We start from the raw sequence: 18877 nt of genomic DNA, 5'->3' as shown, positions 1-18877 counted from the left end.
ACTGAGTATGCTTTCATTGGTATAATATTATTTTTAGTCGATTCTATTGTACCTCATAACATCCGGAAGTGCTGTATTAGTTATTGTACGTTAGAACTAAAATTGAAAGCCGATCTGGTTTCCAAAACAGCTCTTTAATCTGTTAGGTGGTAAAATTAGTGTTATGTAAACAAACATGAAGCTGAAAGAACTTGTCAGCCATCTCGTTATCGATCCTCAAAAATTAACAAAGTATGCTCTTAATTTAGATAATCCTGTCGGTAGCGATAAAGCTGTAATATTTCAGCGTCGTTGAGGATTTAGCCAAGAAAACTATGAATTGCTGTTAGCACAGATTTCAGTTACAACTCTTGATTTTGAAGCAGTTTTAGGACTAAATGACAAACACGGACAGCGCTATACTGTAGACTTGGAAATTGTGGGCGCACAGAAACAGCAGGGGATTGTCCGTACAGGTTGGATCGTAGAACCGGGTTGTAATGGGGCGAGACTGGTAACACTATTCGTTCGGAGGCAAGCACGATCGTGCCCGAATTATTTGATGCAGTCGAATTGTTAGTAACATTACCTGAATCTAATTTGCACCAGGGTGTTAGAGGGGCTATTGTAGATTGTTATGATGATGGAAATTACGAAGTAGAATTTAGCGATCGCTGTGGCGAAACGATAGCTTTGTGTACTCTGTCTACCGAGCAGTTTTTAGTTGTTTGGAAGTCGAAAGAAAGGCGTTGGTTGTCTGTATCTGAGCTATTAGCTGCGATGGTTGAACGTTTGTCTGATGAACGCCAGCAACAAATTTTAGAGTTTGCGCGTTATGTGTCTCAAAAATAGTCTGTTTTTGGCGGGGTTTTGAGAGGAATCAGACAAACTCTGTACTTGGATTTCAAGGCTGGCGATCGATTGTTGTCCGCTTGTATGTCACAATAAACAAGCAATTATTATATTTTGAGTTATCCTGTGAGTCCTACTGCCGAAGTCAGCAATAACCTGAATGCGGGCGTTCTACCAACCGTTACCGCTACCCCAGCCCGCCGCGCTGTTTTTCCCTTCACTGCAATTGTTGGCCAGGAGGAGATGAAACTGGCGCTGCTGTTGAATGTCATCGATCCCAAAATTGGCGGGGTGATGATTATGGGCGATCGAGGTACTGGTAAATCTACCACAATCCGCGCCCTCACTGATTTGCTGCCGGAAATTGAGGTGGTGGCTGACGATCCTTTTAACAGTCATCCCACCGATCCGGATTTGATGAGCGATGAGGTGCGCGATCGCACTTTATCTCAAACTGACCTTAAAATCGCCCGCAAGAAAGTTCAAATGGTAGATTTACCTTTGGGCGCTACGGAAGACCGAGTTTGCGGTACGATCGACATCGAGAAAGCTTTGTCGGAAGGTGTTAAAGCTTTTGAACCAGGCCTTTTAGCTAAAGCTAACCGCGGCATTCTTTACGTTGATGAAGTCAATTTGCTCGACGATCATTTAGTCGATGTTTTGCTCGACTCCGCCGCCAGCGGTTGGAATACTGTTGAAAGAGAAGGCATTTCGATCCGCCACCCGGCTAAGTTTATTTTAATCGGTTCCGGGAATCCAGAAGAAGGAGAATTGCGGCCGCAGTTGCTCGACAGATTCGGGATGCACGCAGAAATTCGGACTGTAAAAGACCCGAATTTAAGAGTGGAAATTGTCGAACAGCGATCGAGTTTTGACCAAAATCCGCCGGAGTTTCTCGCGAAATATCAGCACGAACAAGATGATATGCAGCAGAAGTTGGTGGAAGCTCAGGAAAGGTTGAAATCGGTAACTATCGATCGAGATTTGCGAGTAAAAATTTCCCAAGTTTGCGCAGAATTGGACGTAGACGGACTGCGGGGCGATTTGGTCACAAACCGCGCGGCGAAAGCTTTCACGGCTTTGGAATGCCGCACAGAGGTGACTGTGGACGATATTCGCCGGGTGATGACTCTGTGTTTGCGGCACCGATTGCGGAAAGACCCGCTAGAATCAATAGATTCAGGCTATAAAGTGACAAAAGTGTTCGATCGGGTATTCGGCCTAGAAACAACTGAGGGGTAATTGGTAATTGGTAATTGGTAATTGGTGGTGATGAAACATTTCCCAAATTTTTAATACCTCATTTCCCATTTCCAATTACTAATTTCTGCAATGGAAAAACGAATTTTAGGATTAGATCCGGGTTTAGCAAATCTTGGCTACGGGGCAATTTCCTGTCAAATTGTCCCCGGCAAACAAGATAAAAACAGCGTTTCCCTGATTGATTGCGGCGTCATACAAACAACGCCAAAACAGGAAATGGGACAGCGGTTGAAAACAATTTACGACGATTTGCACGAGGTAATTGAACAGATTAAACCCGATCTAGCAATTGCCGAAAAACTGTTCTTTTACAAGATGGGAAATACCATACTTGTAGCCCAAGCGCGGGGCGTTTTGACGCTAGTATTGGCGCAGTGTGGAGTGCCGCTGTTCGAGTTTACGCCGGCTCAAATTAAGCAAGCTTTGACCGGCCGCGGTAATGCGGATAAATCTGAAGTGCAAGAGGCCGTGGCGCGGGAGTTGGAGTTGGGTTACATTCCGAAACCCGACGATGCGGCGGATGCTTTGGCGGTGGCTTTGACTGGTTGGTACGATGATGATATTTGTCCGAAGAAAATACAGTTGGAAACAGGAAAAATTTGATACAATATCAAGTCATCGGCAAATTAAGCACAAATCCGGGCAAGACATCTTCTCCCGATAAACTCACAGGAAATTGTACAATCTCTACTTCGCGAGAATGGCGATAAATTTCTATTTGTTCGTCTTGTGGATTAATCAGCCAACCCAAGCGCAAGCCGCTGTTTAGATATTCCTGCATTTTCTCCTGAAGGGGTCGCAACGGATCTGTGCGCGATTCCCTTCGGGATAGCTTCGCTTCACGCAATTCTATGACAAAATTAGGACATATTGGCGGAAATTTCTCTTGTTCTTCTGTTCTTAAAGCCGACCATCTTTTCAAGCTAACCCAAGCGGCATCAGGCGATCGATCGCCATTATTAGGCAAGCGAAAGATTGTGGAAGAACTAAACACTATCCCTAGCTGCGTTTGACGGTTCCACAAGCCCAACTCTGTAATTAAATAGGCTTCTCGATTGCCGCTAACTCCCCCTACGGGTGACATAATAATGATTTCTCCTTTAGCAGTCCGTTCAAATTGCCAATCTCGATTCATCTGGCATAAACGGTAAAACTGTTCGTCTGTTAGTTCGACAGTATCTAAGTTTAAAGTAACGGTTGTCATTTTTCCTAACTCCCTAGAAATATGAGTCCTACTAACCTATTTTAGCGCCGCTTTTTGTCAATTTTTACATCCCTCCTCATAGCTCTGACTTAAGTTTTAATACGCGGTTCAAGCCCCAGCTCGACTATTACGAAGTGCAAAAAATCCGTGGAAAAGGTAATTAAGTTCGATCGCCCAATTCCCACGTAAATCAAAAAAATGCTATAATATCACCTTTAATTGCTAAAATTGTCCCGCAAGCAGAGAAAACAGGAAAATAATATGGTGATTATTACCTCACAACAAATTGCCCAATTTCGCTCGCAATTAGCCGAATATCCCGCAGCCCTAAAAGCCCTTGATGAAATCGAAGATTGCGAAGGTAACATCGAAGATGCAGCGATATCTCTAGCAATTCAAGCCGGACAAGAACCGAATATATCAGAAAATTGGTTAGACGGATTGGCTAAAAGATGCCGTGTTGCTATTTGCAAATCAGAGGTTAAAGAAGAGTTGAAAAACGGACAATTGAATGCTGCATTTAGAGATTTAGTTGCAGCAAAAACTTGCCCGGAGATTTTGGTAACTTCGGTGATTATTTATGTATTTAAAACAGGGGTGAATGATTTTTGCGAGCCTCTAGAATATAAACTGTAAAGCCATCGCTACATTTAAAAAGTGGGTGAGGCGAAGCTATCCCCAAGGGTAGGAAATCGCCCTCATTTCTCAAAACACGATACAACCAGGCGATCGCAATTCTTGTCTACCCCTGTGCACTGCTGTACCCCGCCGGCACCAAATCCGGCGACAAACCCAAAGATTTCCCCAGCAAACGAGCAAGTTGCACTAAAAAATTAGCAGTATCTTCGTCACCTTCGCGGGCCATTGAAGCCGATATCTGGATTAGCATTTGCACAAATCCCGCATCAATTAAATCGGAACAGGAACTCAAAACCTCTGGTTCTTGGCCGTTGGGACAGGTAAGCACTTGCTCGATTAAGTTCAAATAAGCCTCTTGGCGTTCTGGATTCATTTTGGGAGGATCTGTACAGTAAATAATTTATTATTACGTTTAACTCAGTCCTGTCAATCAGGCGATCGAATATGCGATCCCCATCTTTCCTCTAGAAACTCCATTCAGTCGGGAATAGACAGAAGCTTAAAGAAAATCTTAAGTTTCTCCATGCTAGTTTAGTCGAGGTAAGGTGGGCCTACGCGCACGCTAGGATTGAAGGTAAGGTGCGCCCATAAACACCCTACGATTCCAGGGAATTAAGAATATACAAAATGAGAATAGGAATATTTTTAGGCAATCTAGGAAATGCCGCTATCTACTATCCCAAACTAGCCAAAATCACCGGCGGAGTCACAGCCAGTATTTTTCTGTGCCAATTATTGCAATGGCAAGCACAACATTCTTACTCCGGCGAATGGGTGAAAACTAACAGCACAGAAATAGAAAAAGCCACGGGTTTAAATCAGGAAGAACAGGAATTAGCGAGACAGCAACTCAAAGTGCGATCGCTCCTGAAAGAAAAACTACCAAATCCCAACACGGAAACCCTAGAACTCTGGGCGGACATTGACGCTTTCGAGGAAAAACTCAATAACTTCTGGACCATTGATCCTGCGGATATTATAACACATACAACCCGCGAAAACAACAATCACTCTGTAGAAATATTCCCCGAAACATCACCCCCAAATCATACAGTTAAAACCGACAAATATTTCGGGCAACCCCGCCAGCAAATAGCCGTTGCTATCACCCCAAATTACCGATTTAGCGGCCCTTGGAACTCCCAAGAACAACTGCACAACTTTCAGCGAGCTTTAGAAGAATACGCAAAAGAACACAGCTTAGGATTCGGTCATCCTTCGGGATGGGCATTTAAAATTATTGACGGTATGACAAAAGGCTTAACCTCGAATTTTTGGGAGGAATTTGTCGCCGGAATCCCTTTAGGAGAAAGTCAGAAAGTTAAGCGAGATTGGGAAATCGAGCCGGAAGTGCCTTATCCTGCTTTTGAAGAAGAGCGAATTCAGTATTACGTCCACAAAGGAGAACCGCTAGAAGCAGCAGTCTCCAGAGCTCGTGCTGACTTGAGAAACCCGGTTTTGGGCAAAGATTTGTGGGAGGGATTTTTGCGAAAGTGCGATCGTATTGCTGACGATGCGCTCAAAGCCAAAAGCCAAGGCGTTGACACCCCATATTTGCCCTCTTCCTTCAACGAAAAACCGCAAATCACCAAGGATAGCGTAATGCGGAAATTAGGGGCGATCGCGCCGCAATTAGCCCTCAATCAATCTACATCTGACCAGATTCCAGCACTGCCGAAACTTGCTGAAACAGCATCGCCAACTCCCGCCGAAATTCCCAGTATTTCCTCTTTGCAAAAAGCTTACCAAACTCCTCTCGGCCGAAGTATAGTTGAAAAACAAATCGCTGCAAATCCCGACTGGGGCTACGAAATAGTTGACGGTGAAATCGTAGAATCTATCCCTTTTTAATGAGGCTGATATGAAACGAATTAGCAATATCAATCCGCTGGGAGAAGAGCGACCAAATCCTTCTGAGCAAGAGAGACAAAAACTGCGGTGGGAAAGGTTGCAGCGAGAAAGAGATGAAGCATATCAAATGTTAGTTGAACTCTGCAATTTTGGCGAATATGACATGGCCCAGCAGTTGGCAAATCGACATTTTAATTGGGGTTATGAAGTAGTTGATGGGATTGTGATGGAAAGGATAAATTAGGTTCGCAGTTATCCCATTTGTCACTTCCATGGGCGGGCAAGATGCCCGCCCCACAAAAACTTTAATATGTCGTGGAACAGGCATCTTGCCTGTTCCTAAGAATGGTACAAATTGACTGTCACAATCTCTATGTTATAATTATAACTAAAACTTAAATACCTCTCAAAATATGACAACAACTATTAACGCCAAAAATATAACGCTCGGTGAAGTAAGTCAATTTTTGAAATTCCAAGAGCAGCTTAATAATGACACGTACACAAATTTTTTATCCTTAGAATCCTTAACAGAGATAGAACAGTTAGAACTCGCCCAAATCCGCAACGATTTTCGCGAATACCTCTCAGTGGAAAGAGTCTCTGAAGGACTGGTACAGGCTTTAACTACGTTTCCCTTAATGCGATTGGCTGGCTTCTACCGCCGCCCAATCAAGATGAGTCTAGAACAAGACATTGCTAACATAACTATAGAAGATGAAGACACAACGATTACAGGCAGATTTGACATTTTAGCAATCAATAAAGAGAAACAAATTGCCGCTGATATAGCATTTTGGATTTTAGTAATAGAATCTAAAAATAGTCTAATTGCTCCCCGCGCTGGTTTGCCCCAACTTCTAACTTACGCCTCTAAAAGTTTAGAATATCAAGAGTCTGTTTGGGGGTAGTGCCCTGAAGGAAAGGATGGAAATGATAAAACCAAACCGAATTAAAAAAAAACTAGGCATCTAGAGTTGTAAACTAGCATTATAATGATGCACAAAACTCCAAATTGCAGCAATATGATTTTCCACTTTCTTAGAGAAGGATAAGCTCTTTCTCACCAATCGAGATACTCGTTGTCGAATGGTGCAGTTAAATCGCTCGATATAGCTGGTACAACCACTATCTTTGTCTACACTATAATGACGTTTACTGGGCAATACAGAATCATAAGCACTCCAATGGTCAGTATAAATTACAGCACATTGACGGTAAACAGGTGGCAGGGAATTCCATAAGGCAAGAGCTGATACTGCGCTACGATCTCCAATATGTACACCAACAATTTCCCTAGTCTGGGCATCCAATGCAAGCCAGATCCACTGCTGATTGCCTTTATTGTCCACAAACGACCATAACTCATCCATCTGAACATTCAGGCGCTTTTTTGGCTTGTCACTCACCTCCACTCGCTTCTTAACAACAACAGCTCGGGCATTTACGTACCGCTGCACTGTATCTTCTGACACTTGTAATACACGAGCAATTCCGGCTTGAGAAATACGTTCAAGTAGCATCCGCTGCATTAACTCCTGTTGCTCTTTCGTAATAGCTTTCCACGCGGGATTGAGAACAAATTGACGACCACATTCTCGACATTTGTAGTTTTGTTTACCATGCCGAGTCTGACCGTTACGACTAACTTCTTCCCTCGCCACAATTGGGGCAAGAATTAATTTCTACTGTCAGATCACCAATGGCAAACACTTCTCTCTAATAGTAGCTTAAGTTTACTCCATCCTTTCCTTCATGGCACTACCTGTTTGGGGATTGGCAACTAGCGGAGAGTTTTATCAGTTTGTCAATATCCGCAGAGGAAATCCCCCAACCTATCAGCTAATGCCCTTTCTGACTTTGATGGAGCCTGAACCTTCAATTTTGTTGCTGCAAGTTTTAAAAGCTATTTGTAAGCTATAGCAAAAGGAAGAAGAAGGATTAAAGTCCTTAGTACAAACATAAAAAAAGAGGCAGGGAAAATTCCCCGCCTCTAATCTGCAATGACTGTTAACCTGAAATTTAGATTAGCCAGCCAATACTTTTTAGTAGCCTCTGGTGTTAGGCTTGTGGACGATGAAGCTCAGCACTTGGCACTGCTTCACGTTGTCAAAACCCATGACGCGGATGTAGCACGTCGGATTTTCTTGGCGGCAAGCTTGAATTTCAGACATGATTTCTTTGACGCTGCGAGCACCAAACAAAGGCAACTTCCACAAAGTCCAGTAGCGCATTTCAGCAGCAGAGGTTTCGTTGAATTCTACGCCGGGAATGTAGCCTTGATCCAGGATGTACTGGAGTTGCTTGGCAATTTGGGCGTCATTCAGCGGGGGCAAATAGGACAGAGTTTCGTAACGACGCTCTTTAGGTAAAGTCTTCATTTTTTGTATCTCTAAGGTGTGTGTTCGATCGCACTTGTCGATCGATTAACTCGACAAATTATCCAGATTCGGTTCAGAATCTATTGATGTTTCAGGATTACTGCTAGAAACAGACCAATTAAGTTGCGTAGTTCGCTCTAAATGCTGGCGTCTGTGTTCCATATTCGCCTGTTGAATGCCAGTAGAAACCATTTCTGGCAAATATTCTGTCACATCGTGAGCCAGATACTCTCGCACAGTCATGATCCGAAATCCTAAATCTTGATTTTCCCTCAGCAACTCTTGAATGTAAGCTTCTCCATCTTGGATTTTGGCCTTAGTGGAAAAGTCGTTCAACCAGATTGCCAGAGGAGGATTTGTTTCGCTCAACTGAGCGACCACCATCCGCACGGATTGATAGGTTAGGTAACTTGCCAGCACCTTAGCGGTGTCTTTCGCAACTTGTTTGAGATCCATTTTTGACCCCAGCTCCCTCAAATTTTAGATTTTGGATTTTAGATTTTGGATGCAAACTTACTGGTAAATCTTCTTCAAAGATAAAGACTTCCCAGCAAGTTTGCGACCTAAAACCTAAAATCTCAAACCCAAAATCATCAAACCGTATCCATTGCCTCAAACTCAAACTTGATTTCTTTCCAGAGTTCGCAAGCAACAGCCAGTTCAGGAGACCATTTGCAAGCTTCGCGGATCACGTCGCCGCCTTCGCGCATCAAGTTGCGGCCTTCGTTACGAGCTTGGACGCAAGCTTCCAATGCAACGCGGTTAGCAGTTGCACCAGGTGCGTTGCCCCAAGGGTGGCCCAAGGTGCCGCCGCCGAACTGCAAGCAGGAGTCGTCGCCGAAGATTTCCACCAAAGCCGGCATGTGCCAGATGTGGATACCGCCAGAAGCAACCGGCATGACACCGGGCATGGAGGCCCAATCTTGGGTGAAGTAAATACCGCGGCTGCGGTCTTCTTCGATGTGGTCTTCGCGCATCAAGTCTACGAAGCCCATCGTGATGCCTTTTTCGCCTTCGAGTTTGCCCACAACTGTACCGGAGTGCAGGTGGTCGCCGCCGGACATCCGCAAGCACTTGGCAAGCACGCGGAAGTGGATACCGTGGTTTTTCTGACGGTCAATCACGGCGTGCATGGCGCGGTGAATGTGCAGCAAGATACCGTTGCGGCGGCACCATTTGGCCAAGGTGGTGTTTGCAGTGAAACCACCGGTTAGGTAGTCGTGCATGATGATGGGGGTTTTGATTTCCTTAGCGAACTCAGCCCGCTCCATCATTTCTTCGCAGGTGGGGGCAGTTACGTTGAGGTAGTGACCCTTGACTTCGCCGGTTTCTGCTTGAGCTTTTTCAATAGCTTCTTGAACGAACAAGAAACGATCGCGCCAGCGCATGAACGGTTGCGAGTTGATGTTTTCGTCGTCTTTGGTGAAGTCCAAACCGCCGCGCAGAACTTCGTAAACGGCACGGCCGTAGTTCTTAGCAGACAGACCCAATTTGGGCTTAATTGTACAGCCCAGCAAAGGACGGCCGTACTTGTTCAATTTGTCCCGCTCAACGGTAATACCGTGAGGAGGGCCTTGGAAGGTTTTCAGGTAAGCAATGGGAACCCGCAAATCTTCCAACCGCAGAGCGCGCAGGGCTTTGAAACCGAAAACGTTACCGACCAAAGAGGTCAGCAAGTTGGTGACGGAACCTTCTTCAAACAAATCCAAAGGATAAGCAATGAAGCAGATGTATTGGTTGTCTTCGCCGGGAACTGGCTCGATGTCGTAGCAGCGACCTTTGTAGCGGTCGAGGTCGGTCAGGAGGTCAGTCCAAACAGTCGTCCATGTACCTGTAGAAGATTCAGCAGCCACAGCAGCTCCAGCTTCTTCTGGGGGAACTCCCGGCTGCGGTGTGACGCGGAAAGCAGCCAAAATATCTGTATCTTTCGGCGTGTAGTCCGGCGTGTAATACGTTAGTTTATAGTCTTGAACTCCGGCTTTATACCCAGCCTTTGATTGAGTTTGGGTTTGCGCGTAAGCCATATCTCGCTTCCTAGTATTCGCTTAATTTTTTTGCCCGATCGCAGGCTGTTAAAAATATATCAATAAACTGGCACTCTGGAATTTTAATATTCTTTTAATCATCATAAGTATTATTTATTTTGCTTTACATTAGGAAAATATTTGTAACATATCTTATAGAATGTAAGCGACCAAGGATGCAGGAGGAAAGGCTGGGGATCGCAGAGCCGGAAGAGGAATTTCGCTCGATCGAAATATATTGTGCAGCGAGCCGAACAGCGGATAAATACTGTTTATGTAAAGAATTTAATACTTAAAAATCAGAATTGGTAATGGGTAATGAGTCAACGGAAATTAGTTAGAAATACCTAAAGCTGTGGTTGGCAGTTGAGATCGATCGCCCGATCGATCTCAACTACAATTTAGTATGTAGCAATTTAAAATCTAAAATCTAAAATCTAAAATCTAAAATCGATTGACTCTCAGACCGCCAACTCAAAAATCGACAGCATAGCACATAATATGGACAGGACTTGTGCAGCAAGCTTGTTTCTCAAACCAAATCCGTCGTTACAGCAATTTAACCTCGCTGAAAACCTGGTTTCTGCCTTAGCAGCGCGTAAGTCTACTATGGATATTTAGCCCCATTTTTACTCTGGTTGTGCCTCACCCCCCTTCAAAAGCCGTCCACTGCATCAATCCAGATTGCCCAAGGCCCTACCCTCAGACTTGGGGCAACAATTTTTGTCATAGTTGCGGGGCTCCGCTGCGGCTAAAAAATCGCTACGTGCCTCTACAAAGCCTCGGTTCCGGGGGTTTTGCAGCGATTTTCACAGTTTGGGACACAGAAACTCAAACCGAGCGCGTCCTGAAAGTGTTGCTCGAAACTGCCCCGAAAGCGCTGAAACTGTTCGAGCAAGAAGCTTGGGTTTTGGCACTTTTGCGACACCCGGGCGTCCCTAGAGTCGATCCTGACGGTTATTTTCACGTCCAAACCCAAAATTTTGCAGGCGGCGAGGGAAATCCTGCTGCGAAGCGGCTGCCTTGTTTGGTAATGGAAAAGATTCACGGCAAAACTTTAGAAGAGGTTCTCGACGAACACCCTCAGGGCTGTCCGCAGGAATGGGTGTTTAGTTGGCTGAGTCAAGCTGTGCAAATTTTAGAGGAATTGCACAGGTGTCAAATTATTCACCGCGACATTAAACCCTCAAATTTGATGCTGCGAGACCCGGAATCGCCCCAAGTTTTGCTGAGCAAGGGTTTGGGCGGACTGCAATTGGTGGCGATCGACTTTGGGGGAGTTAAACAAATGGGCGGTGTCGAACGGGTGGGGAAAGATTCTCCGAGTTCGACGCGGTTGATTTCGCCCGGGTACAGTCCGCCGGAACAAATTGTGGGAGGCGGTGTCGTGCCGGCGACGGATTTTTATGCGCTGGGGCGGACTTGCATTCACTTGCTGACGGGGAAGTATCCGGCGGAAATTGAAGATCCGATGACGGGAGAGTTGCGGTGGCGCCACATTGTATCTGTGAGTCCGGCTTTGGCGAATTTGTTGGACGATATGGTGCGATCGAACGTGCAGCAGCGTCCGGCGACGGCCCAGGATGTTCGGGCGCGTTTGCAGGAGATTTATGCTAGGAGTAAGGGCAAAATCGCGATCGCCCCTGCAGGTCAAGCTATTTTAGAATTCTGCCGGCAAGTAGTGGTGGCGGGGGCGCAAAAAACGGCAAGTTTGACGGTTTTGCTGTTCGGCGCGATCGCCCAAATGGTGGTAGCTTCTCTGGATACCGGCTGGGAAATGGTGCTCGGTGGGGTTGGTGGAAGTGCGGGGGCGATCGGCGGTTTGGTTTTGGGCTATGCTTCGCCTCTTGGCCCGGAAATTGCCAGTTTTCTGAATGAAGGTTTGCACCAATTAATTCCTAATATGACTTTCGCTGTCGGGCCGGAAGTGCTGCTGTTTGGATTTGCGGGGTTGGGAACTGCGATCGGTTTGACGGATGCGGGGAGTTTTCGCCAGCAAAAACAGTATTGGCTGTCTGGATTGATGGGAGCTCAGGGCTATTTGTTGGCGGGTTTGTGCTGGATGGAAGCAACAGCTTCTAGCGGCGTGCAGGGGGTTATTTTGGGAGCTTTTGCGATCGCCTCTCTGACTGTGGGAATGGGTTTGCGCAGCCATCAATTAGTTCACGCTTTGGTAGTGGCTGTTTTCTCTACGGGAATGTTTCTGTTTCTGAATGCTTGGAACATTTTTCCGGGGAGTTTCTTGGGGATTTTGTCACTGTCTAACGCTACATTAGGCTGGCTGCAAATTTGGGGTTCAATTGTGTTTTTTGGTTTGTTGGGAAGTGCGATCGGGCTTTGTTTGGGAGTGAGTCATTATTTAATTGTGCCGCTGTTAAGGTGGTTGGGTTGGCGGTAAAAATAAATACCAAATCAGTATGCTAATCAAGTCGCTGTCAATTAAACCAGTCTCAAGATTTTCAATGGTTTGTACTCTCGCGATCGCCCTTGTGCTCGGTGGTGCCCATCTAGCAAATGCCGAATCGCGCGATCGAACCGTTGATAGATTAACCGATTTCTTGTTCTACAAGGTTAATCCTGAACTCAACAATCGCAAACTGCAAGCGGGCGATCGCAACTATATAAATGAATGGCAGAGATTACGCGCAGAAATCGATCCGCGAGTTAAGCCCGCACAAGAAGTCTGCAATAGGCCCGAACCAGGAGATATAGGATGGGAATTCACAGTAATTAACGGCGAAACATACGAGCAAACCTACGATCGCCTTGCAGATATAATTTTTTATAGCCGTCATCCTCAAACGACAGGGCAGCAAATTAGTATAGGTGATAAAGCCAGCAGCAATGAATGGTTAGCAATTCGACGCGAGATGTTTATTTCTAATTGTGGACTGTGAGATTCGATCGCATCACATTGAAGCATTGATGGAGGACAAATCTGCATGAATTACAGAAAGATGATGGCTCTGTTGCTGCTAGCATTAATTGCAGTCTGTGCCGGCTTTTCTACGAAAGCTTCAAATGCTGCCAAAACAGCACAGGAATCTGTAGCAATCTCGAATGCAGGCGTTGCAAAATTTGAGGGTGATTCTTGTGGGGTAGGCGTCCCGCCTGCTTTGAAAATACAGCGGACGGGCGGGACGCCCATCCCACAAAACAATCAAAATCATCCCGCAATTTTGCAACGCCACAATGCGATCCCTGACTTTTGGACAAACCAAAACGATGTTAGTGCCGATCGACATTCGATCGCAAATGTCAAAGTCTCGCAAATCGAGAGTCCGAGAAAATCGGCGCCTGTATCGTGTTCGCTAGAGGAATACCGAAGCTTTTTCGAGGACTTTGTTAGAGGCTACGACTATCAAAACAAAGAGATACGCAATACCTATACTTGGTCGGATATCCAAATCCGAGATTATCAAAATCCCAGCAAGCTTTTAAAGGTGATCGGTAAGCAAAACTACGATGATTTTAGAATTGGCTTAATCGACTATTCGTACATCTATGTGGACTCTTCGACAAAAAAACTTAGCCTCCGCGAGCAACTGAACAATAAACTGAAGATAAATGTCAAAAAGATCGATCGCCGAACATTCCGCGTAGATTATGTGAAAGCCGAGTTTGGTATAGATATGGAAGCAGAAGATAACAATGGCGATCTGATCCGCACTTATGGAGAACCCGGTGCTTATATTTTTGAGCATCGCAATGGATGTTGGAATTTGACGCAAGATTTGCGATCGCCAGTTCGATCGGGGACAGCACCCAAATGACCGATCGGTAAAAAATCCGGGATATCTACGGACACAAAAAAACTATTGTGGGGTGGGCATCTTACCTGCCCAAAAATCTACAATTTAGGTGCTAGAAAGCTTATAATCATCCATAAGATTAAATAATAGCCTCAGAGTCCCATGTCAAAAATATTACTAGAATCTTTTCGGACAGCCTATGCAAATATGGAGTTATCGCCGCTGATAACTCCGAAAGAAGTGGAAAACTTCCGAGTAGAATACGGGACGGAAGTCCTCGAACAATTAGAGCAATTAGTAGAAGATGACCCTTCCGGTAGGGGGAAAATTATTTTTAGCGGACATCGCGGTTGCGGCAAGTCTACACTGTTGGCGGAGTTTTGCCGCCAGATGGACGATCGCTATTTTACCGTCTTTTTCTCAATTTCCGACTTGATTGAAATGTCGGATGTCAATCATATCAATATCTTGTTTGCGATCGCAGTTCAGTTGATGGATGCAGCCGAAAAACAGCAAATTCCCATCAAAGAATCAATTAAAGAATCATTTTATAACTGGTTTGCCACTAAAACTAAAACAAAAATTGACGAATTGGGCGCCAGCGGATCGGTCGGTTTTAACTTGTTTAAGATGATTACAGGCAAGTTAAAAGCTGATGCGACGATTCGTGAAGAAATCAAACAAGAATTTATTCGCAAAGTTTCTGATTTGGTGGCGACAATTAACGAGATCGCTGCCGTAGTTCGAGAAGGCGCGAAAAAAGACGTAATTGTAGTGATCGATGACCTGGACAAGTTGGATTTAGGTGTCGTTCGCCAAGTTTATCAAGAACATATTAAAGCGCTGTTTTTGCCGAATTTTAGGATGATTTTAACGACTCCTATTTCCGCGCTGCGAGATGTCTCTTTAGCCGCTACCGTGGAAACGGAGACTAACGATCAAATCGTGTTCATGCCAGTCACAAAGCTGTTTAAACGCGGCGAAAGCCGAAATGCTGGTGCTGTTGCAATGGCGGAACCGGCGGCGAGATTGAAAGAGATTTTAGCTAAACGCTTGGGAAGCGAATTGATCGAACCGGAAACACTCGATCGCATTGTCGCATACAGCGGTGGAGTATTGCGAGAATTGATTAGAATTGCAAACGAATGCTGCCGCATTTGTTTGCGGTTGGTGCGGCGGAATCCTGAAGCTGAGGTTAAAATTAATGCTGAGGTGTTTGAGGAAGCGATTAATAAATTGCGGATCGATTTCGATACCCGTTTGGGAACGACTGATTATGAGATGTTGATTGCAACTTACAGAGATTTTAAACCTGCCGATCCGAAAGCACAAGGGTTTTTGGACTTGCTGCACGGGTTGTATGTTTTGGAGTATCGCAATGCTGTTTTGTGGTACGACATTCACCCGATCGTGCTAGAATTGTTAAAGCAGCGAGATGATTTTCCGCGTTAATAATTTCTTTTATACTCAACAATTAAACTTGGCGTTAAAACGGCGGTTGAAACCGTTGCTACACAAACAAAGTCGGCCTACGCCGACTAAGGTAATGTCTGAGTCCAAAGTCGATCCCCCCTAACCCCCCTTAATAAGGGGGGGACAAGAGTATTCTCAAAGTCCCCCTTAATAAGGGGGGGACAAGAGTATTCTCAAAGTCCCCCTTATTAAGGGGGATTTAGGGGGATCGAGACTTCGATACCAATGACAAGCAATTATGTCGAATCTCAACAGTCAAAACCCAGATAATTATGAAGATTTACTCGTGTCAATTGAAGCGGGTAAAGATATTCTCAACTTGCTAATCGCTGTTTGCGATGATAGCGACTGTCGCGATCGCCTAATTTCCAATTATGAAGCAGAACTCGAACCGGATATCCGCCGCTATCGCGTAGAATTGGCGAGGGGTGAACCGAGTTTGCGATCGGCGATCGCCAATTTAGTCGAACAAGAAGCATATTTGCAGCAGCGGGGAAAAGCCGTTATCACGGTGACGGGTGTGGAAAAGCTGCGGTTTTTTAAACAATTTGGCGAAATTCGATCGGAACAAGAAGTGTTTTTTGGCTATTTGCAATGGACGCGGGAAGCAATGCGGGAGTTTCCGTTTTCGATTGTCTTGTGGGTGACGCGACAAATTGAAATTCTGATTAGTAATGAGTCTCCTGATTTTTGGAGTTGGCGGAAAGGTGTGTTTCGCTTTGATACGAAAAAAACGGCGGCTGTTCCCAAAACTGAATTTGAACCGTTTCGATCCCTAGTTGAAGAGGACGATCGCGAACCGCCGAGTTTGATTCCGCTGGAAGATTTGCAGGATTTAATCGCGCGAACCGAACAGAAAAAAGGACTCGAAGACCCCAGTTTGGCAAGTCTTTATGCCAGTATGGGGAAGATTTATCACAGAAGGATAGAGTCGGGAGAGTGCGAAAACTTTCAGCAAGAGTATGAATTGGCTATCGACTGTTTTAAAAAGGCGATCGCCCTTCAGCAAGAGTTAGATGTGGAACTGGAATTATCAAGTAGCTTAAATTACCTCGCCGGACTTTATGAATCCCAGGGCAGGTACTCGGAAGCGGAACCGCTGTATTTGCAAGCTGTGGAAATAGACAGGCGCTCGCTTCCTGAAGACCATCCCAGTTTAGCTACTCACCTCAACAATTTAGCCGCACTTTATAAATCCCAAGGAAGGTACTCGGAAGCGGAACCGCTGTTTTTGCAAGCATTGGAAATAGGTAGGCGATCGCTTCCTGAAGACCATCCCATTTTAGCTACTCACCTCAACAATTTAGCCGGACTTTATAAATCCCAAGGCAGGTACTCGGAAGCGGAACCGCTGTTTTTGCAAGCTGGGGAAATACACAGGCGATCGCTTCCTGAAGACCATCCCATTTTAGCTAATCACCTCAATAATTTAGCCGAACTTTATCAATCCCAAGGAAGGTACTCGGAAGCGGAACCGCTGTATTTGCAAGCTGGGGAAATACACAGGCGATCGCTTCCTGAAGACCATCCCGATTTAGCTACTCACCTCAACAATTTAGCCCTATTTTATAAATCCCAAGGAAGGTACTCGGAAGCGGAACCGCTGTATTTGCAAGCTGTGGAAATAGACAGGCGATCGCTTCCTGAAGACCATCCCAGTTTAGCTACTCACCTCAACAATTTAGCCGGACTTTATCAATCCCAAGGTAGGTACTCGGAAGCGGAGTCGCTGTTTTTGCAAGCTGTGGAAATTATTCGCAGAAAATTGTCAGAAAATCATCCTCATGTTCTCATAGTTTGGGGAAATTATGTTGGGCTGTGGCGTGAAGGAATAAGTAAAGGACATTTGACATTTGAGCAATTGCAAAAACATCCTTTCGGGGAACTGTTATTAGCAGAACTTCAGGAATAAATAAAAATATCGCTCTTAGTTACAAATATTGTTAAAATGTACAATATGCAGCCTAGATTATAGATTATTTAGTCGAAAAGTAACGTAAACATTCTATAGCAAAACAAAAGGACAAAAAAATGGGCAGAGTCACCGCAACAATAACCGTCACCAATCACATCGATGAAATTCTGGGAGAAAGAGGGTTCATCTCCGCAGAGCAAATACGCTCTATCACCATCGATAACGTCTTAGTCGATACAGGAGCAACTCGACTCTGCTTACCAGCAGATATTATCAGTCAGTTGGGTTTGCCAATGCTAGGTGAAATCGACGGACATACGGCAATAGGAACCAGAAAATTTCGTCTGTTCAAAGATGTCACTCTTGCCGTAGCTGGACGAGAAGGCAGGTATGATTGTGTAGAAATTCCCGCCGGAGAAGAACCTTTACTCGGCTTAATTCCCCTCGAAGATTTGGGTTTAGAACCGGACTTGAAAAATCAGCAGTTGATTGTTTTGCCGGCCGAGGGACACCAAAGTTATATTCGGGTATAAAACCCGATAATTTTCGCCTCTTACTCTTAGTCCCCCTCTGCTCGGACTTGGTTTGACAAGAAGCGATTTCAAGCTCCGAATGATCGACGAGTATGGAACCCGGATTTGATATCATTAGTAATACCCAGAAATAATATTATATTTTTGCACTAAAATGTCAGTCACTACTCATCAATTAATTCAGTGGAAACAACAAGGGCGGTCAATTGTTGCCCTGACAGGTTATGATTATGCGATCGCCCAACTCATCGATCGAGCAGGCGTAGATATCATCCTAGTCGGCGATTCCCTCGCCATGACAGTCTTAGGCTACGAAACTACGCTACCGCTAACTCTGGATGAAATGCTGCACCACGCTAAAGCTGTGCGCCGCGGAGTTGAACAAGCATTAATTGTTGTCGATTTGCCGTTTTTGACATACCAAGAAAGTCCGCAGCAAGCCATGCACTCGGCCGGGAGAGTTTTGAAAGAAACAGGGGCTCAAGCTGTAAAATTAGAAGGTGGATATCCAGCAATGGCCGCCACAGTTTTGCAACTGACATCCGCCGGAATTCCGGTGATGGGACACGTCGGTTTAACTCCGCAGTCGGTACACCAACTCGGTTATAAAAAACAAGGAAAAACGGCCCAAGCAGCCGATCGCATCATAGCAGAGTCGATCGCGCTTCAAGAAGCCGGTGCTTTTGCGATCGTCTTAGAACACATTCCCTCAGACTTAGCGGCTCAAATTTCCCAAAAATTAACTATACCTACCATTGGTATCGGGGCCGGGCCGCACTGCGACGGTCAAGTTTTAGTTACTTCCGATTTGTTGGGACTTTCTGAAAAACAGCCGCCTTTTGCGAAAGCTTACGCCAATTTGCGAGAAACGATTACCCAAGCTGTCAAAGATTATTCCCTCGAAGTTAGAGAACAAAAATTTATAGAATAAATTCGTAGTGAGGGCTTCAGCCCTCATAAAACTCGCTCAAACTAAGCTGTTGCGGCATTTATATTTAACTTGTGGGGCGC

General features: G+C 45.1%; 21 protein-coding genes and 1 pseudogene. 16 read left to right on the top strand and 6 right to left on the bottom strand.

Annotation, left to right across the window (positions count from 1 at the left end; genetic code table 11):
- The first annotated feature begins 175 nt into the window (after positions 1 to 175).
- From QUA20_RS14015 to ruvC, 4 genes and pseudogenes are all read left to right on the top strand, one after another.
- Positions 176 to 559 (top strand): annotated as a pseudogene (locus QUA20_RS14015) (DUF6883 domain-containing protein).
- Entirely contained in the window at positions 526 to 831 is a 306-nt protein-coding gene (locus tag QUA20_RS14010) for a DUF4926 domain-containing protein (RefSeq protein WP_333189415.1), read from the top strand. Before QUA20_RS14015 ends, QUA20_RS14010 begins: the two are co-directional and overlap by 34 nt.
- A 126-nt stretch (positions 832 to 957) precedes the next feature.
- A complete protein-coding gene (gene bchI / locus QUA20_RS14005) occupies positions 958 to 2073 on the top strand; it encodes a magnesium chelatase ATPase subunit I (protein ID WP_445301522.1) in 1116 nt (371 codons plus the stop codon).
- 90 nt (positions 2074 to 2163) lie between these two features.
- Positions 2164 to 2697: a crossover junction endodeoxyribonuclease RuvC gene (ruvC, locus tag QUA20_RS14000; RefSeq protein ID WP_172187982.1), complete on the top strand. Its 534-nt coding sequence runs from the start codon at positions 2164 to 2166 to the stop codon at positions 2695 to 2697.
- Positions 2698 to 2704: 7 nt separating this feature from the next.
- Here the strand turns inward: ruvC and QUA20_RS13995 are convergent, their stop codons facing one another.
- Positions 2705 to 3298 carry a Uma2 family endonuclease gene (locus tag QUA20_RS13995; protein WP_333189414.1) on the bottom strand — a complete coding sequence of 198 codons (594 nt, stop codon included), beginning with the start codon at positions 3296 to 3298 and terminating at the stop codon, positions 2705 to 2707.
- Between the two features lie 261 nt (positions 3299 to 3559).
- Between QUA20_RS13995 and QUA20_RS13990 the strand changes: the two genes are divergently transcribed.
- Positions 3560 to 3934 carry a hypothetical protein gene (locus QUA20_RS13990; RefSeq protein WP_333189413.1) on the top strand — a complete coding sequence of 125 codons (375 nt, stop codon included), beginning with the start codon at positions 3560 to 3562 and terminating at the stop codon, positions 3932 to 3934.
- A 106-nt stretch (positions 3935 to 4040) separates the two neighbouring features.
- Here QUA20_RS13990 and QUA20_RS13985 read toward each other — a convergent pair whose 3' ends face one another.
- Positions 4041 to 4310, bottom strand: coding sequence for a hypothetical protein (locus QUA20_RS13985; RefSeq protein ID WP_333189412.1), 270 nt, complete (start codon positions 4308 to 4310; stop codon positions 4041 to 4043).
- A 254-nt stretch (positions 4311 to 4564) separates the two neighbouring features.
- Here QUA20_RS13985 and QUA20_RS13980 point away from each other — a divergent pair, with 254 nt between their 5' ends.
- The 3 genes from QUA20_RS13980 (at position 4565) to QUA20_RS13970 (ending at position 6699) form a co-directional block, all read left to right on the top strand.
- Positions 4565 to 5788, top strand: coding sequence for a hypothetical protein (locus QUA20_RS13980; RefSeq protein ID WP_333189411.1), 1224 nt, complete (start codon positions 4565 to 4567; stop codon positions 5786 to 5788).
- Positions 5789 to 5798: 10 nt separating this feature from the next.
- Positions 5799 to 6032 (top strand): hypothetical protein, encoded by a 234-nt coding sequence (locus tag QUA20_RS13975; protein ID WP_333189410.1) that lies wholly within the window; start codon positions 5799 to 5801, stop codon positions 6030 to 6032.
- Positions 6033 to 6201: 169 nt separating this feature from the next.
- A complete protein-coding gene (locus tag QUA20_RS13970) occupies positions 6202 to 6699 on the top strand; it encodes a restriction endonuclease subunit R (protein WP_333189408.1) in 498 nt (165 codons plus the stop codon).
- 60 nt (positions 6700 to 6759) lie between these two features.
- Here the strand turns inward: QUA20_RS13970 and QUA20_RS13965 are convergent.
- Positions 6760 to 7471, bottom strand: a protein-coding gene (locus QUA20_RS13965) for an IS1 family transposase (protein WP_445304675.1) whose coding sequence is annotated in 2 segments (ribosomal slippage) — positions 6760 to 7443 and positions 7445 to 7471 — 711 coding nt in all. Because the reading frame shifts where the segments join, the coding sequence is not laid out codon by codon here.
- Between the two features lie 72 nt (positions 7472 to 7543).
- On the opposite strand from QUA20_RS13965, the gene QUA20_RS13960 reads away from it, so the two are divergent.
- Positions 7544 to 7711: a hypothetical protein gene (locus tag QUA20_RS13960; RefSeq protein ID WP_445304674.1), complete on the top strand. Its 168-nt coding sequence runs from the start codon at positions 7544 to 7546 to the stop codon at positions 7709 to 7711.
- Positions 7712 to 7833: 122 nt separating this feature from the next.
- Here QUA20_RS13960 and QUA20_RS13955 read toward each other — a convergent pair whose 3' ends face one another.
- From QUA20_RS13955 to QUA20_RS13945, 3 genes are all read right to left on the bottom strand, one after another.
- Positions 7834 to 8169, bottom strand: coding sequence for a ribulose bisphosphate carboxylase small subunit (locus QUA20_RS13955; protein WP_172187989.1), 336 nt, complete (start codon positions 8167 to 8169; stop codon positions 7834 to 7836).
- Between the two features lie 45 nt (positions 8170 to 8214).
- Positions 8215 to 8625: a RuBisCO chaperone RbcX gene (gene rcbX / locus QUA20_RS13950; protein ID WP_172187990.1), complete on the bottom strand. Its 411-nt coding sequence runs from the start codon at positions 8623 to 8625 to the stop codon at positions 8215 to 8217.
- 137 nt (positions 8626 to 8762) lie between these two features.
- Entirely contained in the window at positions 8763 to 10193 is a 1431-nt protein-coding gene (locus QUA20_RS13945; RefSeq protein ID WP_172187991.1) for a form I ribulose bisphosphate carboxylase large subunit, read from the bottom strand.
- Between the two features lie 640 nt (positions 10194 to 10833).
- On the opposite strand from QUA20_RS13945, the gene QUA20_RS13940 reads away from it, so the two are divergent.
- The 7 genes from QUA20_RS13940 to panB all read left to right on the top strand — a co-directional run bounded on the left by QUA20_RS13940 (position 10834) and on the right by panB (position 18797).
- Complete coding sequence (locus QUA20_RS13940; RefSeq protein WP_333189406.1) at positions 10834 to 12591, top strand: serine/threonine-protein kinase; 1758 nt, start codon at positions 10834 to 10836, stop codon at positions 12589 to 12591.
- 64 nt (positions 12592 to 12655) lie between these two features.
- Positions 12656 to 13090 carry a hypothetical protein gene (locus tag QUA20_RS13935; RefSeq protein ID WP_333189405.1) on the top strand — a complete coding sequence of 145 codons (435 nt, stop codon included), beginning with the start codon at positions 12656 to 12658 and terminating at the stop codon, positions 13088 to 13090.
- Between the two features lie 45 nt (positions 13091 to 13135).
- Positions 13136 to 13966, top strand: coding sequence for a hypothetical protein (locus QUA20_RS13930; protein WP_333189404.1), 831 nt, complete (start codon positions 13136 to 13138; stop codon positions 13964 to 13966).
- Between the two features lie 141 nt (positions 13967 to 14107).
- The gene (locus tag QUA20_RS13925) at positions 14108 to 15397 is read left to right on the top strand and encodes an ATP-binding protein (RefSeq protein WP_333189403.1); all 1290 of its coding nucleotides are present in this window, start codon (positions 14108 to 14110) and stop codon (positions 15395 to 15397) included.
- 259 nt (positions 15398 to 15656) lie between these two features.
- Positions 15657 to 17330 carry a tetratricopeptide repeat protein gene (locus QUA20_RS13920; RefSeq protein ID WP_333189402.1) on the top strand — a complete coding sequence of 558 codons (1674 nt, stop codon included), beginning with the start codon at positions 15657 to 15659 and terminating at the stop codon, positions 17328 to 17330.
- 119 nt (positions 17331 to 17449) lie between these two features.
- Complete coding sequence (locus QUA20_RS13915) at positions 17450 to 17866, top strand: aspartyl protease family protein (RefSeq protein ID WP_333189401.1); 417 nt, start codon at positions 17450 to 17452, stop codon at positions 17864 to 17866.
- Positions 17867 to 18020: 154 nt separating this feature from the next.
- Positions 18021 to 18797 (top strand): 3-methyl-2-oxobutanoate hydroxymethyltransferase, encoded by a 777-nt coding sequence (panB, locus tag QUA20_RS13910; RefSeq protein ID WP_333189400.1) that lies wholly within the window; start codon positions 18021 to 18023, stop codon positions 18795 to 18797.
- The last annotated feature ends 80 nt before the right edge of the window (positions 18798 to 18877 follow it).

This window comes from Microcoleus sp. Pol7_A1, from assembly GCF_036701085.1.
GTDB classification, from domain to species: domain Bacteria; phylum Cyanobacteriota; class Cyanobacteriia; order Cyanobacteriales; family Microcoleaceae; genus Microcoleus; species Microcoleus asticus.
Note: the sequence above shows the minus strand (reverse complement) of the source record. Positions and strands in the feature narration are given on the sequence as shown.